The sequence below is a fragment of the Nocardiopsis camelliae genome (assembly GCF_028993595.1).
Taxonomy (GTDB): domain Bacteria; phylum Actinomycetota; class Actinomycetes; order Streptosporangiales; family Streptosporangiaceae; genus Nocardiopsis; species Nocardiopsis dassonvillei.
The window spans coordinates 2,164,963-2,179,480 of sequence record NZ_CP118614.1 but is presented as its reverse complement, the minus strand read 5'-3'; the positions used below and the strand labels follow the sequence as shown (position 1 = coordinate 2,179,480).

Genomic DNA, 14,518 nt, shown 5'->3' with positions numbered 1-14,518 from the left:
GCCCTCCCCCGGCTCGCGGGCGTTCACGGACGTGCGGGGGCGCGCCTTCGGACGCGGCGCGCCCCCGCGCGCGGAAACACCCGGCGGGGCCTCTCGCGCGACCGGACCCGCGGCGCGCCGTGCCGCCCGCGGCGCCTCCTCCTGCTACCACCCGTAAGGGGAAGGCGCGCCGCCGGGAGGTGCGCCGGTAAACGGGAGGGGCGGGCAATGGCGGGAGTGGTGGAGGCGGGCGCCTGGGGGCTGCTGGCCGGGTCGGCGCTGCTGGTGGGCGCGGTGCTGGGGTACGCCCTGCGGATTCCGCGCCTGGTGATCGCCTCGGTGATGGCCTTCGGCGCCGGGGTGCTGCTGTCGGCGGTCTCGTTCGAGCTGATCGCCGAGGCGCACGCGGAGGCCGGACTGGTTCCGGCGGTGGTCGGCACCCTCGCGGGCGCGGCCGCCTACACCGCGGGCAACATCGCGCTGGCCAGGCGGGGGGCGCGGCACCGCAAGCGGTCCGGCCAGCCCAAGGAGCAGCCTTCGGAGGGCCAGCAGGCCGGGTCGGGCCTCGCCCTGGCGCTGGGGGCGCTGCTGGACGGCGTTCCGGAGTCGGCGGTCATCGGCGTCGGCCTGGCCCAGGGCGGCGCGGTCAGCATGGTGACCGTGGCGGCGGTGTTCATCAGCAACATCCCCGAGGGGCTGTCCAGCTCGGCGGGCATGCGGCGGGCGGGCCGCGGCAAGGGTTACGTCTTCGGCGTGTGGGGGGCGATCGCCGCCGCCAGCATGGTCTCGGCCATGGTGGGCTACGCCGTGGTGGGCGGGCTGCCCGCCTTCGTGGTGGCGACGGTGACGGCCGTGGCGGCGGGGGCGATCCTGGCGATGATCGCCGACACGATGATCCCGGAGGCCTTCGAGGACACCCACCTGGCCATCGGCGTCATCACCGTCTGCGGGTTCCTGGTCTCCTTCGCGCTCTCCCACGCCTGAGCGGCGGGAGCCGGGGGCCGCGCGGGTCGGCGGCTCCCCGGCGGCCCCGGTCGGCGGTGCCGCTACTTGCCGAAGAGGGCCTTCTGCACGTCGTCGGGGCCGTCGAACCGGCTCGTACCGGCGTCGGAGAGCTTCCGGACCAGGTCGTCGCCCGCGCCGTTGCCCTTGGCCAGCGACACCAGGTCGTCGCGGCTGGCGGGGTACTCGGCTCCCTTGAGCGCCTTCTGCAGTTCGATGGGGTTGAGGTCGGCCATGGGTTCCTCCCGGTCTCGCGTGCTGGTGCGACGGACTCCCGTCGGCTACCCGGACGGCGCGCGCGGAAATACCACCGGCGGGCAAAGAGGAGGCGTCCCCGCGCCCGCGCCCGGACCCCGGAGCCGAAGGGCCGGGAAGGAGGGCCGGGCGGCTCCGGCACGGGTGTGTCCGGCGCAAGAGAGCGGTGGCCGGAGGTCGGGGCCGGGAGGCGGCCGCCTCCGACTCCCGGCCCCGGAAAGCGGCCGAACGGCGGCGGAACCGGGACGATCGGCCGAGGCGGCGGACCGGGCCCGGTTCCTAGGGTCGCGGTATGCGCGGACCCACGGACGAGGAAGAGGAACACGGCGGCGCCGGGGGCGCGGCACAGGACCGGAGGCGGAAGGAGGACGGCCCCGGCGGCCCCGACGGCCCCGGCGGCGCGGAACGCGTCCCGCGCGGCGGCGTCCTGCCGGGTGAGCGCGCGCTGGCCCCGGACCTGGCGCGCGGGATGATGCTGCTGCTCATCGTGCTGTCCAACACCGCGTTCCACCTGTGGGCGGCCCAGCACGGCCCCTCCGGCTGGCACCCGGTGGACGGCTCGTGGCCGGACCGGGCGGTCCGGTTCGCCATGATCGTCGGTCTGGACCTGCGCGCCTATCCCCTGTTCGCCTTCCTGTTCGGCTACGGGATGATGCAGCTGTTCCTGCGGCAGAGGGCGCACGGGACCTCCGAACGCACGGCCGTGGCCCTGCTGCGGCGGCGCAGCCTGTGGCTGGTCGTGTTCGGGTTCGCGCACGCCGCCCTGCTCATGGCGGGCGACATCATCGGCTCCTACGGGGTGGCGAGCCTGCTGCTGGTGTGGCTGTTCGTCCGGCGCGGGGACCGGGCGCTGCTGACGGGGGCCGCGGTGTTCGCCGTGCTCATCGCGGTGCCCGCCGTCCAGGGGGCGTGGAGCCTGGCGGCGCACGGCCTGGAGGGTGTCGGCGGCGCGGGGGCCGAGCCGTCCTACCTCGCCTACGCGGCCCAGGAGGAGGACCCGCTGGCGGCGGCGGGCACACGGCTGGTCACCTGGGCGTTCGTCACCCTGGCGGGCGGCCTGCTGTCCTTCGGCGGGTTCACCATGATCCTGCTGGGCTTCTGGGCGGCGCGGCGGCGCGTCCTGGAGGAGCCGCACCGCCACCTGCGGCTGCTGGGCTGGACCGCGGCGGTGGGGATACCGGTCGGCTGGCTGGGCGGGCTGCCGTCGGCGCTGGTCCACGCGGGGCTGGTGGAGGCCGCCCCGGGCGCGATCGGGGACGGCGGGCCGCTGCCCGCGGTCCAGGACGCCACGGGGCTCGCCTGCGGGCTGGGCTACGTCGCGCTGTTCGCGCTGGCCGCGCACCGGCTGTCGCGGCGGGGCGGCGTCGGCCGGACGGGCACGGGCCGGGCGGTGACCGCGGTCGCGGCGCTGGGCAAGCGCTCCATGTCGGGCTACATGGCCCACTCGCTGCTCTTCTCGCCGCTGCTCGCCGCCTGGGGGCTGGGTCTGGGCGCCCACCTCAACAGCGCGTCCATGGCGGCGTTCGCGCTGGCCGTGTGGCTGGTCACGGTCGTGGCGGCCTACGCCCTGGAGCGCACCGGCCGCCCCGGCCCGGCCGAGTTCCTGCTCCGTCGGCTCGTCTACCGCCGGACCCGCCCGGAGCGGCGGTAGACGCGCCTGCCCGGTCAGGGTCGCAGCCGCACCCGGCCGGGTCCGCGCGGGCCGGTGCCGCGTCGCCGTCGGCTCCGCCGAGCCGGTCGACAGCCCGGGGACGGCCGCGCCGACCGGGTGACCGCGCGGCTTCCGGAGGCGGGCCCGGGGCCCTCGGGTCCGCCCGCTTTTTGCCGGACCGGCAAAGGACTTCGGCAGCACGGCACCGAGACCGCATCGTAGGGGCATGGACGAGAACGAGTTGGTGCGGGCATCCGGTGAGGCGTGGGACGTCGTGGTGATCGGAGGCGGCGCGGCGGGCCCGTAACCTGCCGACCGTGGCCGCCCGCCCGGCCCCTTCCGCTCAGGACACCGGGCCGGAGGGGCTCGCCTCGGCGGCGGCCCCGTCGGGGCCTCCCTCGGCGGGCCCGCTCGCGGCGGCGTCGCCCTCGGCGATGTGCGCGGCCCGCAGGACCGCCTCCAGGAGACCGGGCATGCGCACGCCGAGGTCCTCCTTGCGCAGGCAGCTCATGCGCGAGGTGCCCTCGTAGTACTGGCGGATGACGCCCGCCTCGCGCAGCACGCGGAAGTGGTGGGTGGAGGTGGACTTGCTCACCGGCAGTTCGAAGGCGATGCAGGCCATGTCGTCGTGGCCCCGGGCCAGTTCGCGCACGATGCGCAGGCGCACGGGGTCGGCCAGGGCGTGCATGACCGTCTCCACCCGGATCTCCTCGGCGGGCGGATGCTCCAGTCGGCGACCGCCTCCGGTCCTTCGTTCCCTGCCGGGCATGCCATGACCTCCGCTGCCGTGCGCCGTGCGACTTCCACCACAAAGTACGAGGACGGTCGTAGTTTGACAATCCTCGTAGTACGTTGCTTACCGTAGTACGACACCCATCGTATTAGAGCCCGGCCGCCGTACGCCGGACCCGCTCCCCGATGGAAGCCGACCACCTGCCCGCAGACGGAAGGACACCCCTTGAGCACGCTGTTCACCCCCTTGAAGCTGAGGTCGCTGGAGATCCCCAACCGCGTGTGGATGTCCCCGATGTGCATGTACTCGGCCGCCTCCGAGGGGCCCGACACCGGTGCACCGACCGACTTCCACCTCGCGCACCTGGTCGACCGGGCCGCGGGCGGAACCGGTCTGGTCATGGTCGAGGCCACGGGCGTGCGGCCCGACGGGCGGATCAGCCCCTGGGACCTCGGCCTGTGGAACAGCCGCCAGCAGGAGGCCTTCTCGCGCGTGACCGCCGCGATCAGCGCCCACGGCGCGGTCCCGGCCATCCAGCTCGCGCACGCCGGGCGCAAGGCCTCGACGGACAAGCCCTGGCTGGGCGGGCAGTCCGTCCCCGAGTCCGAGGGCGGCTGGCCGACGGTGGGCCCCGGCACCGAGGCCTTCCCCGGCTACGCCGCGCCGACCGAGCTGACCGCCGACGGGATCCGGCAGCTGGTCCGCGACTTCGCGGCCTCGGCCGAGCGAGCGCTGGCCGCCGGTTTCCAGGTGGTCGAGGTGCACGGCGCGCACGGTTACCTGCTGCACTCCTTCCTGTCGCCCGTCACCAACCACCGCACCGACGAGTACGGCGGCAGCCCCGAGAACCGGATGCGCTTCGCGCTGGAGGTCGTCGAGGCCGTGCGCGAGGTGTGGCCCGAGCACCTGCCGGTGTTCTTCCGCACCTCGGCCACCGACTGGCTGTCGGAGGACGGGACCGACGAGCGCGAGGGATGGACGGGCGAGGACACCGTCCTGCTCGCCAAGGAGCTCCAGGCCCGGGGCGTGGACCTGCTCGACGTGTCCACCGGCGGCCTGGTCGCCGACGCCCGCATCCCCGTGGGCCCGAACTACCAGGTGCCCTTCGCCGAGCAGGTGCGCGGCGCCACCGGTCTGCCCACCGGCGCGGTCGGGGCGATCACCGAACCCGCCCAGGCCGAGGAAATCGTCGCCTCGGGCCGCGCCGACGCGGTGTTCCTGGCGCGGCAGCTGCTGCGCGAGCCCTACTGGGCCCACCGCGCCGCGCAGGAGCTGGGCGCGGAGTCGCGCTGGCCCGAGCAGTACGGCTACGCGGTCGGCCACCCGCGCGCCGCCAGCGGAGCCTGAACCGGGCGGAGCGGAGCCCCGCGGGCCCGGAGACCACACGGCTCCGGGTCCGCCGCCCCTGAACCCGCCGGAGCCCGCCGGGGGCCTTCGGCGGGACCGGTGCCGGGAGCGGACTTCCCCAGCGCTCCCGGCCGCGGGTACGCGCCCGCCGTCGAGATGTTCGCGGCCGAGGTTCTTCTGCGCTCCCGGCCGCGGAAAACGCTGTCGTGGGCGGCGCCTGTCACGGACGCCGCCCTCGGCGGTCAGGGCCCGGGCACTCCCCGGGCCGCCGTCAGGCCGACGCCGGAAGGAGGGCGGCCACGTCCTCGGAGCTGACCTGCTCGTATCCCAGGGCCACGTACAGCTCCTCCAGGGACGGGTACCCCGAACGGCGCGCCACCCCGGTCATCGCCCCCGACGACTCGGCCTCGATGAGCCGGTCCGCCCCCACCAGGGCGATCATCCGCTCCCGGCCGGTGTGCTCCGCCTGCTCGTGGGCGCGCGTGCGGTGCCAGGCGGCGATCGCGACCCGCGCCCTGCCGGTCCTGACCGACTCCAGCCACCCCCGGTCGGGGGCGGGCACGGACTTGGTGATGATGTGCACCGTGTCCCCCTCGCGGACCCGGGTCGCGGGGCTGACCAGGCGGCCGTCGATGGCCGCCGCCGAGTAGCGGTCGCCGGTGTCGGCGCCGAGCGCGTAGGCCACGTCGACCGGCGTGGCCCCTTCGGGGAGGGTGAGGACCTGGCCCTGCCCGGTGAGCACGGTGATGCTGTCGGCCAGATCCGTGCGCACGCCCTCCAGGAGTTCCTCGGCCGAGGCCTGCTCCTGCCACCCGAGCAGCCGGGTCAGCCACTCCGGGTCGGTGGTGCGCTCGGTGGTCAGGCGGCCGTCCCTGCCGGTGGCCTGGCGGATGTCGGCGATGATGCCGTACTCGGAGACCTGCTGGGCGTGGGAGTCGCAGATGATGATCTGCACGCGGCGGCCCGACTCGGTGAGGACGGTCGTGTGCAGCGCCCGGTACAGGTTGTACCGGGGGGTGGCGATGAAGTCGCGGAACTTGGCCGGGTAGGGCTTCCACCTGCCGTGGACCGCGCCCAGGGCCAGGTAGGCGTTGCGCTCGTCGCCCTTGACCACGACCACGTACCGGACGGTGTCCAGCGGGTCGGGGTCGCCGGTCAGGCCGGTTCCGGAGGTGAACACCGAGTACGGGTGGCGGGAGCGCACCTCCACCCGCGCCTTGACGCGGAAGGAGGCCAGGCCGTCGCGCAGGGAGACGCGCAGCGCGTCGACCTCGTGTGCGGAGTTCTCGCGGACCCGGGCCACCCGGGTGCTGACCCGCTCGAAGTCCTCACCCTCCAGGTACTCGAAGCACAGGTCCTCCAGGTCACGCTTGAGCCGGTACACGCCCAGCCGCTCCGCGAGGGGGATGAGGAGCTCCCGGGTGCCCTGGGCGATCTTGACGCGCTTGTGCGGGGGCTGGAACTGGAGGGTGCGCAGGTTGTGGAGCCGGTCGGCGAGCTTGATCAGCAGCACGCGCAGGTCGTCGCGGGCGGCCACCACCATCTTGCGGAAGGTCTCCCCCGCCGCCGCGCTGCCGTACATGGACCGGTCCACCTTGGTGACGCCGTCCACCATGACGCCGACCTCGGTGCCGAACTCCGCCGCGAGGTGGGCCAGGCTGAAGGGGGTGTCCTCCACCGTGTCGTGCAGGAGGGCGGCGACCAGCGTCGCGGTGTCCAGGCCCATCTCGGCGAGGATGGTGGCCACGGCGACCGGGTGGATGATGAACGGCTCGCCGCTCTTGCGCCTCTGCTCCTTGTGCAGGTGCTCGGCCACGGCGTAGGCCCGGCTCAGCAGCGCCACGTCGGCCTTGGGGTACCAGCGCTGGTGCTCCCTGACCAGGGCCCGGACCCGGTCGGCGGGGGTGGAGGTGGCCTTGGCCGCGTTGAGCCCCTGCCACCACTGGGTGGACGCCGTCACATCGGGTGCGCCCATCCCGACCCCCTGTCCGCAAGCTGATCCGAGTCGCACCAGTGTAGTGACCGGCAGCCGCCGCGAGGCCGGGAATCCGGAGTCCGCGCCCGGGGCCGGGACCGCCGCTGCTCACCAGCGGGACAGGGGCCGCCGCGGTCACCCGCAGGGGGCCGGGGACCCGCCTCGGCTCCTCAGCGCCGGAGCCGCGACCGCTCCCGCTACTCGCCGGTGAAGGCGGGCCGGACCCGGGCGAGGGAGGCGCTGACCCCGGCCTCGTGGTCCTTGGTGCCCAGCTGCTTGTTCTGCTCCACGACCTCCCGGTCCAGGGCGGCTGGCAGCGCGGCGAGCAGGTCGGCGCGGAGCGTGGCCTTCATCGAGCGCACGGTCAGCGGGGCGGAGGCGGCGATGCGGTGGGCGTGGTCCACGGCCGCCGACCGCAGGGCGGCCTCGTCCACCAGCAGGTCGGCCAGGCCGGTGGCGTGGGCCTCGGTGCCGGTCACCCGGCGGGCGGTGTAGAACATGTCGGCGGCCTTCTGGCGGCCGACGATCGCGGGCAGGGACACGCTCAGCCCGAAGCCCTGGTGCAGGCCCAGGAGTCCGAAGTTGGCGTGGAAGCGGGTGGAGGGCGCGGCCACCCGGAAGTCCGCCGCGCAGGCCATGCCCAGGCCGCCGCCCACGGCCGCGCCCTGGACGGCGGCGATCACGGGCACCGGCAGGGCGAACAGGCGCAGCGCCTCACCGTAGATGGCGCTGAGGGTCCGGACCGGGGTGTCGCCGACCCCGCCCGCCGCGAAATCCACCCCGGCGCAGAAGTTCCTGCCCTCCGAGCACAGCACGAGGGCGCGGCGGTCACCGGTGGCGACCAGCTCCTCGGCGGTGTCCGCCAGCTCCTTGAGGAGAGCGTGGTCGAAGTGGTTGTTGGGCGGCCGGTGGATCTCCAGGACGGCGACGTGGCCGTCGAGGCGGACGGACAGTTCCTCGCTCATCGGACGCCTTCCCGTGCGTTCGGTGTGACCGGCGACGATGTTACCGCTGGGTAGGCCACCCGCGGGTGACCGCCCCCCCCAACACGCGCGCGGCCGAGGCCAGAGGAACCGGACGGACCGGGCACTGGGATTCACCCGCACCACGCGCGCGGCGTGCGGCGCAAGCCGTCGGGCCGACTCCCCTCCCCCGGTTGCGCCAAAGGCGCCCCCGCGCGCCCGCCGGTCCAGCACACTGGCCTTGCCGGTCGCCCACCAGCGGCGATCGCGCTCCGGACACGCGAGGACACGAAGGGTTCTGCCATGGCCACCATTCCGGGCGACCTGCTCTACACCACGACCCACGAATGGGTCCGCCGGGAGCCCGGCGGCACGGTCGCCGTCGGACTGACCGACTTCGCCCAGCGGCAGCTGGGCGACGTGGTCTTCCTGGAGCTGCCCGACGTCGGGGACCGTTTCGACGCCGAGGAGGCGGTGGGCACGGTGGAGTCGGTCAAGGCCGTGTCGGAGTTCTACGCGCCGTTCGGGTGCGAGGTGGTCGAGGTCAACGACGAACTCGCGGAGGAGCCCGAGCAGGTCAACGACGACCCCTACGACTGCTGGCTGTACCAGGCCCGCCCCGCGGACCCGGGGGCGGTGGACGGGCTGCTCGACGCCGAGGCCTACGCGGAGCTGCTCCGGGAGGAGGCCGAGGGGTAACGGGGCCGACCGAAAACGTCACCTGTGTGGTGCGTGGCCCCTGACCTGCGATGATCTTGTACTTGCAGCCGATGTCGGCGGCCGGGACTCGCTATGGGTACAAGATCACGGCGAAGGGGCCGGGTTTCCGGTCACCGCGCAGGGGACGCCCGGAGGCCCGGTACCGGCACCGGCCGGGCGGCCCCGGACGGCCGGTGCCCGGTCCCCCGACCGCTCCGGACGGGGAACCGGGCACCGGTCCGGCCTTCACCCTCCCGACGCCCCCGACCCCGCGGCGGCCGCCTCCAGCGGGAAGTGGCAGGCGGCCGTGTGGCCGGGGTGCCCCGGGCGGGTCTGGGCGGGCGGGGCGACCTGGGCGCACACGTCCTCGGCCCGCCAGCACCGGGTCCGGAAGCGGCACCCGGACGGCGGATCCACCGGTGAGGGCACCTCGCCCCGCAGCAGGATGCGCTCCCGGGACGGGGCCCCCGCGCCGAGCAGGGCCGGGGCGGAGGACAGCAGCGCCGCCGTGTAGGGGTGGCGCGGGTTCTCGAAGATCTCCTCGGTCCCGCCCGTCTCGACCACGCTGCCCAGGTACATCACCGCCACGCGGTCGGCGACGTGGCTCACCACCGACAGGTCGTGTGAGATGAAGACGTAGGACACGCCCAGGTCGCCCTGCAACTCGGCGAGCAGGTTCAGCACCTGGGCCTGCACGGACAGGTCCAGGGCGGACACGGGCTCGTCGCACACGATGACGTCGGGTTCGAGGGCCAGGGCGCGGGCGATACCGATGCGCTGGCGCTGCCCGCCGGAGAACTCCTGCGGGTAGCGGTGGGCGTCGCCGGCCCGCATGCCCACCATCTCCAGCAGTCGGCGGACCCGTGCGGGCCGCTCCCCCCGGGGGACCAGCCCGCGGTGGGTGCGCCACGGCTCACTGATGAGTTCGGCGGCGTTCAACCGCGGGTTCAGTGAGGCGAAGGGGTCCTGGAAGACCATCTGCACCCGGCGGCGCCAGGCCAGCAACTCCTTGCCGCGCAGGGTGAACGGGTCGGTCCCGTCGAAGCGCAGCGTGCCCTGGTCGGGCCGCTCCAGCATGAGCAGGACCCGGGCCAGGGTGGACTTCCCGCAGCCCGACTCGCCCACCAGGCCCAGCGTCTCGCCGCGCTCCAGAGTGAGGTCGACTCCGTCGAGCGCGCGCAGCCGGGTGTTGCCCGAGGCGCTCCTGGGAACCCTGAAGCTCTTGGTCAGGCCGCTCGCCCGGAGCAGCGGCCCGGCCGGTCGTGCCGTGGTGTCAGGCATCGGCCGCCTCCTTCCAGTAGTGGCAGGCCGCGGCGCGGCCGTCACCGGTCGCGGTCGGCTCCGGCCGGTGGGTGGCACAGCGCTCGCGCGCCAGGGGGCAGCGGGTGCGGAACGCGCACCCGCTGGGGATCGCCCTCAGGTCGGGCGGGCTGCCGGGGATGAACCGCAGCGGCTCCCCCCGCTTCTGGCCACCCGGCACCGAGGCGAGGAGTCCGCGCGTGTAGGGGTGGCGGGGGGAGCCGAAGACCTCCCCGACCGGGCCGGTCTCCACGACCGCTCCGGCGTACATGACCGCCACGTGGTCGGCCTGCTCGGCGGCGACCGCGAGGTCGTGGGTGATGAGGACCAGCGCCATGTCCCTCTCGGTGCGCAGGTCGCGCAGCAGCTCCATGATCTGCGACTGCACGGTGACGTCGAGGGCGGTGGTGGGCTCGTCGGCGAGCAGCACCGAGGGGCGCAGGGCCACCGCCATCGCGATCAGCAGCCGCTGGCGCATACCGCCCGAGAACTGGTGGGGGTAGGCGTCGACCCGGGAACCGGGCTCGGGGATGCCCACCCGCTCCATGAGTTCGACCGCCCTGGCCCTGGCCTCGCGGCGCGACAGCCTCTCGTGGATGCGGAAGGGCTCGGCCAGCTGCGATCCCACGGTGAACACCGGGTTGAGCGCGGTGAGCGCGTCCTGGAAGACGATGGCCAGTCCGGGGCCCGCCAGGCGGCGCCGCTCCTGGGAGCCGAGGGTGAGCAGGTCCGCCCCGTCCAGGCGGATCTCGCCGCCGACCACGTCGGCCACCGGGTCGAGCAGACCCGCGATCGCCTTGGCCGTCATGCTCTTGCCGCACCCGGACTCGCCCAGCAGCGCCAGGGTCTGGCCGGAGTCCACGGCGAAGCTCACGTCGCGTACGGCGTGCGCGACCCCCTCGGGGGTGCGGATGTCGACCGAGAGGCCGTCCACCTCCATCGCCGCGGGCCGCGGGGACCGCACCCGGGTCGGACTCTCCTGCACCGCGTTCACTGCGCTGCCTCCTCGGCCTTGCGGACGGGCGCGCGGCGCCTGCCGCGCGGCACGGTCAGCCGCCACCTCTGGGCGGGGTCGGTCGCCAGCCTGGCCCAGGAGGCCAGGGTGGTGGCCGAGATGGTCGTCATGATGATGGCCAGGCCCGGGAAGACCGCGATCCACCAGGCCGTCTGGAGTTCCTGCCTGCCCTGGGCCACCATCAGCCCCCAGCTCAGGTCGGGCGGCTGGATGCCGATGCCCAGGAAGCTCAGCGACGACTCCGTGAGCATCACGAAGCAGAAGTCGAGCGTGGCGACGGTGAGCAGGGTGGGCATCACGGTCGGCGCGACGTGGCGCCGGATGATGCTCCCGCTGCGGGTCCCGAAGGTGCGGGCCGCGTCCACGAACAGGCGGCTGCGCAGCTCGGCCGACTCCGCGCGGGCGGTGCGCAGGTAGATCGGGATCCGGGCGACCGCCAGGACGAGGACGATGGTGGCGACGCTGGGCGAGAACACGTAGAGCACGACGACCGCGAGCAGCAGCGAGGGGAAGCTGAGGATCACGTCGGCGATCCGCATCGACACGCTCTCGCGCCAGCCCCGGTGGTAGCCCGCCCACATCCCCCAGACCGAGCCCACCACGAAGGAGGCCAGCACGGCGGGGACCGCCACGGCGAAGGTCGTGCGCGCGGCGACGATCAGCCGCGCCGCGACGCTGCGGCCCAGCGAGTCGCTGCCGAGCACGAACGCCCAGCCGTTGTCCAGGGTGAACGGCGGCAGGTTGACAGCGCGCAGGTTCTGCTGGGTGGCGAGGCCGCCGAGCAGGAACGGGCCGACCACCGCGACCGCGGCCAGCACCACCAGGACCAGGGCGGCGGCGCAGGCGAAGGGGTCCTTCAACAGCAGCCGCAGCAGCCCCTGGGGCCGCGGTGCGGGCGCCGTCTCGGCGGCGGTGGCCATGGCCGCACCCGTCGCCACGGCTTCGGTGGCGGTCACCGCCGTCGCGGCCGTCTCGGCGGCGGTCACCGCGTCGTCGCCGTTGCCCGGCGCGGAGTCAGGGTTCTTCATGCCGTCACCCCCTGGCGGACGCGCGCGTCCAGCAGCGCGTAGCAGATGTCGATGAGGATGTTGAGGACGAAGATCGTCACGGCGGTCAGCAGCACCGCCGCCTGGAGCACCGCGAAGTCGCGTTGCAGGATCGAGTCGATCATCAGCTTGCCGATGCCCGGCCAGCCGAAGATCGTCTCGACGACGACCGCGCCGTTGATCATCCCCACGGTCAGGTCGCCCGCGACCGTCAGGGCGGGCGCGGCCGCGTTGCGCAGGGCGTGGACGAAGATGACGCGCTTCTCGTCGGCGCCCTTGCTCCGGGCCACCTTGGCGTAGGGGGCCGACAGGGCGGAGACCATCGACCCGCGCACGACCTGGACCAGGACGCCGAACGGGCGGATGAGGAGCGTGGCGATCGGCAGGACCCACGCCCCCATCCCCTCGGTGCCGGAGGTCGGCAGCCAGTTGAGGGTCACCGCGAACACCAGGACGCCCATGATGGCGAACCAGAAGTCCGGCACGCTGGCCGAGGCCGACGACAGGAAGCTGGCGACGCGGTCGGCGATCGAGTTGGGGCGGTAGGCGGCCAGGCTGCCGATCACCACGGCCGCCAGGATGGCGATGCCCATGGTGGCCCCGGCGAGTTGCAGGGTCGCGGGGAACGCCTGGAGCACCGCCTCGGCGGCGGGCTGGGCGGTGCGCAGCGACTCGCCGAAGTCGAGCCGGGCGATCTGGGTGAGGTAGTCGAGGAACTGCACGAACACCGGCTGGTCGAAGCCGTTCTGGGCGGCGAACTCCGCCCTCATCTCGGGTGTCGCGCTCAGGGGCAGGTAGAGGTTGGCGGGGTCGCCGGTCAGCCGTGCCAGGAAGAAGACCCCCAGCACCACGGCGAGCAGTGGCAGGGCGCTGGACAGGATGCGGCGCCGCAGGAAGACGAGCATGGAGTCGGTTACCCCCTCAGCCGTTCCGCTGGATCTCGCTGAGACGCAGCTCGTCGTTGGTGGCCGAGTTCGGGGTGTAGGACACGCCGTCCGCGACGGACATGATGCCGGTCATGTGGGCGAGCACGGCGTCGCGGACCACCTCGTCGTTCTGGTGGGCCAGCGCGGCGGCGAACGCCTCCTGGCGCTCCCCCTCCCGGGCCTGCTCGGCGTCGGCGATCAGCCCGTCCAGCTCGTCGGTGCCGTAGATGCTCTGCGCGCCCTCGGAGCCGTAGATCTGCTCCATCGTGAACGCCGCGTCACCGGCCTGGTTGCCGTGCTGGGCCTGGAGCAGCGTCGGGCCCGCGTCGGTGGGGAAGGGGCGCAGCAGGTACTCCAGCCAGGCGTTGACGTCGAGCATCTGGATCTCCACGGTGAGCCCGGCCTCGATCAGGGAGCTCTGCACGACCTCCATGGCCTCCGAGGCGCGGGGGTAGATGCCGTTGCGTCCGATGATGGTGATGGTCGTGTCGACGGGCACCCCGTCGGCGCGCGCCTCCTCGATCAGCTCGGCGGCCCGCTCGGGGTCGTAGGGCCAGGGCTCGATGTCGGGGTTGTGGCCGGTGACGCCCTCGGGAACGATCTGTCCGGCGGGCTGGCCCAGACCGGCGAAGACCGAGGCGACCAGGCCCTCCTTGTCGATGGCGTGGTTGATGGCCTCGCGGACGCGGATGTCGTCGAGGGGCTCCTGGGTCGCGTCGATGCGCATGTAGGAGGTCTCGTTGTTGGGGTACTCGACCGCGTTGTCCCCGGCGCCGTCCTCGGGGGCGAGCCCCACAGCGATGTCGGCCTCCCCCTGGGCGACCATCGCGGCCCGGATGCTGCCCTCGGAGCGCCAGACGTACCTGGCCGAGGCGAACTCGGGCGCCTCGCCCCAGTAGCCGTCGTAGCGCTCCAGGGTCAGGCTCGAACCCTGCTCCCACGCGCCGATCCGGTACGGGCCGGTGCCCACGGGCTCGCGGACCTTGCCCTCGGCGTCGGTGGTGGTGGGCACGACCTCGACGAAGGACAGCCGCAGCGGCAGGATCGGGTCGGGCTCGCCCGTGGTGACCTCCAGCGTGGTGGCGTCGGCGGCCTCGACGGTGATCTCGCTGTCGCCGAAGACGTAGCCGTCGACGTTGCAGCCGATGTCGGAGTTGACGGCGCGGTCGACGGAGAAGGCGGCGGCCTCGGCGTCGAAGGGCGTGCCGTCGTGGAAGGTCACCCCCTCGCGCAGGGAGAACGTCCACGTGGTGTCGGAGGTCTGCTCCCACTCGGTGGCCAGCGCGGGTTCGAGTTCACCGGTGTCGGGGACGCGCTCGGTGAGCGCCTCGGTGATGTTGGAGCGCGTGACCCTGCCGGTCGCGGTGAGGGAGGCGTCGCACGGTTCCAGGGTGGGCGGCTCCTCCGGCAGGACGATGCGCAGCGCGTCGGCGGAGGCGGCGTTGTCGCTGTTGGCGACCGAGCAGGCGGTGCCTGCCAGGAGCGTCGCGGCCGCGGCGAGGGCTCCGGCGGCCCGTACCGGGCGGCGGACGGAGGTCGGGGGGCGGGATGTGATGGGCATGGGTTTCTCCGGGATCTGCCTTGTGGAGGGTGAGCAGGGGATGCGGGCTCTCCCCGGAGGGGGAGGTG

At 73.9% G+C, this 14,518-nt stretch carries 13 protein-coding genes; 4 read left to right on the top strand and 9 right to left on the bottom strand.

Features of this window, described 5'->3' with window-relative positions:
* The first annotated feature begins 207 nt into the window (after window positions 1-207).
* Window positions 208-963 carry a ZIP family metal transporter gene (locus tag PV789_RS09565; RefSeq protein ID WP_274977077.1) on the top strand — a complete coding sequence of 252 codons (756 nt, stop codon included), beginning with the start codon at window positions 208-210 and terminating at the stop codon, window positions 961-963.
* A 62-nt stretch (window positions 964-1,025) separates the two neighbouring features.
* Here PV789_RS09565 and PV789_RS09560 read toward each other — a convergent pair whose 3' ends face one another.
* The gene (locus PV789_RS09560) at window positions 1,026-1,217 is read right to left on the bottom strand and encodes a DUF2795 domain-containing protein (RefSeq protein ID WP_274977076.1); all 192 of its coding nucleotides are present in this window, start codon (window positions 1,215-1,217) and stop codon (window positions 1,026-1,028) included.
* Between the two features lie 311 nt (window positions 1,218-1,528).
* Here PV789_RS09560 and PV789_RS09555 point away from each other — a divergent pair, with 311 nt between their 5' ends.
* The gene (locus PV789_RS09555) at window positions 1,529-2,887 is read left to right on the top strand and encodes a DUF418 domain-containing protein (RefSeq protein WP_274977075.1); all 1,359 of its coding nucleotides are present in this window, start codon (window positions 1,529-1,531) and stop codon (window positions 2,885-2,887) included.
* A gap of 343 nt (window positions 2,888-3,230) precedes the next feature.
* Here the strand turns inward: PV789_RS09555 and PV789_RS09550 are convergent, their stop codons facing one another.
* The gene (locus tag PV789_RS09550; protein ID WP_274977074.1) at window positions 3,231-3,656 is read right to left on the bottom strand and encodes an ArsR/SmtB family transcription factor; all 426 of its coding nucleotides are present in this window, start codon (window positions 3,654-3,656) and stop codon (window positions 3,231-3,233) included.
* 189 nt (window positions 3,657-3,845) lie between these two features.
* Here PV789_RS09550 and PV789_RS09545 point away from each other — a divergent pair, with 189 nt between their 5' ends.
* Window positions 3,846-4,967 (top strand): NADH:flavin oxidoreductase/NADH oxidase, encoded by a 1,122-nt coding sequence (locus PV789_RS09545; RefSeq protein WP_274977073.1) that lies wholly within the window; start codon window positions 3,846-3,848, stop codon window positions 4,965-4,967.
* Window positions 4,968-5,238: 271 nt separating this feature from the next.
* Here the strand turns inward: PV789_RS09545 and PV789_RS09540 are convergent, their stop codons facing one another.
* Entirely contained in the window at window positions 5,239-6,942 is a 1,704-nt protein-coding gene (locus PV789_RS09540; RefSeq protein WP_274977072.1) for a RelA/SpoT family protein, read from the bottom strand.
* 197 nt (window positions 6,943-7,139) lie between these two features.
* Window positions 7,140-7,907, bottom strand: a complete 768-nt coding sequence (locus PV789_RS09535; RefSeq protein WP_274977071.1) for an enoyl-CoA hydratase/isomerase family protein — start codon at window positions 7,905-7,907, stop codon at window positions 7,140-7,142.
* A 300-nt stretch (window positions 7,908-8,207) separates the two neighbouring features.
* Here PV789_RS09535 and gcvH point away from each other — a divergent pair, with 300 nt between their 5' ends.
* A complete protein-coding gene (gene gcvH, locus PV789_RS09530) occupies window positions 8,208-8,603 on the top strand; it encodes a glycine cleavage system protein GcvH (protein WP_274977070.1) in 396 nt (131 codons plus the stop codon).
* Window positions 8,604-8,849: 246 nt separating this feature from the next.
* On the opposite strand, the gene PV789_RS09525 is transcribed toward gcvH, so the two are convergent.
* The 5 genes from PV789_RS09525 to PV789_RS09505 are packed head-to-tail and all read right to left on the bottom strand — an operon-like array spanning window position 8,850 to window position 14,450.
* Complete coding sequence (locus PV789_RS09525) at window positions 8,850-9,884, bottom strand: ABC transporter ATP-binding protein (protein WP_274977069.1); 1,035 nt, start codon at window positions 9,882-9,884, stop codon at window positions 8,850-8,852.
* Entirely contained in the window at window positions 9,877-10,896 is a 1,020-nt protein-coding gene (locus tag PV789_RS09520; RefSeq protein WP_274977068.1) for an ABC transporter ATP-binding protein, read from the bottom strand. The genes PV789_RS09525 and PV789_RS09520 overlap by 8 nt, the downstream gene beginning before the upstream one ends.
* Window positions 10,893-11,945, bottom strand: a complete 1,053-nt coding sequence (locus tag PV789_RS09515) for an ABC transporter permease (protein WP_274977067.1) — start codon at window positions 11,943-11,945, stop codon at window positions 10,893-10,895. The genes PV789_RS09520 and PV789_RS09515 overlap by 4 nt, the downstream gene beginning before the upstream one ends.
* The gene (locus tag PV789_RS09510; protein ID WP_274977066.1) at window positions 11,942-12,868 is read right to left on the bottom strand and encodes an ABC transporter permease; all 927 of its coding nucleotides are present in this window, start codon (window positions 12,866-12,868) and stop codon (window positions 11,942-11,944) included. Before PV789_RS09510 ends, PV789_RS09515 begins: the two co-directional genes overlap by 4 nt.
* A 16-nt stretch (window positions 12,869-12,884) precedes the next feature.
* Window positions 12,885-14,450, bottom strand: coding sequence for an ABC transporter substrate-binding protein (locus tag PV789_RS09505; protein WP_274977065.1), 1,566 nt, complete (start codon window positions 14,448-14,450; stop codon window positions 12,885-12,887).
* Between the last annotated feature and the right edge of the window lie 68 nt (window positions 14,451-14,518).

Excerpts from the sequence above, each read along its gene's own strand:
- PV789_RS09555 (WP_274977075.1), top strand. The coding sequence starts at position 1,529 with ATGCGCGGACCCACGGACGAGGAAGAGGAACACGGCGGCGCCGGGGGC.
- PV789_RS09560 (WP_274977076.1), bottom strand. The coding sequence starts at position 1,217 with ATGGCCGACCTCAACCCCATCGAACTGCAGAAGGCGCTCAAGGGAGCC.
- PV789_RS09510 (WP_274977066.1), bottom strand. The coding sequence starts at position 12,868 with ATGCTCGTCTTCCTGCGGCGCCGCATCCTGTCCAGCGCCCTGCCACTG.
- PV789_RS09525 (WP_274977069.1), bottom strand. The coding sequence starts at position 9,884 with ATGCCTGACACCACGGCACGACCGGCCGGGCCGCTGCTCCGGGCGAGC.
- PV789_RS09535 (WP_274977071.1), bottom strand. The coding sequence starts at position 7,907 with ATGAGCGAGGAACTGTCCGTCCGCCTCGACGGCCACGTCGCCGTCCTG.
- gcvH (WP_274977070.1), top strand. The coding sequence starts at position 8,208 with ATGGCCACCATTCCGGGCGACCTGCTCTACACCACGACCCACGAATGG.
- PV789_RS09515 (WP_274977067.1), bottom strand. The coding sequence starts at position 11,945 with ATGAAGAACCCTGACTCCGCGCCGGGCAACGGCGACGACGCGGTGACC.
- PV789_RS09565 (WP_274977077.1), top strand. The coding sequence starts at position 208 with ATGGCGGGAGTGGTGGAGGCGGGCGCCTGGGGGCTGCTGGCCGGGTCG.
- PV789_RS09540 (WP_274977072.1), bottom strand. The coding sequence starts at position 6,942 with ATGGGCGCACCCGATGTGACGGCGTCCACCCAGTGGTGGCAGGGGCTC.
- PV789_RS09550 (WP_274977074.1), bottom strand. The coding sequence starts at position 3,656 with ATGCCCGGCAGGGAACGAAGGACCGGAGGCGGTCGCCGACTGGAGCAT.
- PV789_RS09505 (WP_274977065.1), bottom strand. The coding sequence starts at position 14,450 with ATGCCCATCACATCCCGCCCCCCGACCTCCGTCCGCCGCCCGGTACGG.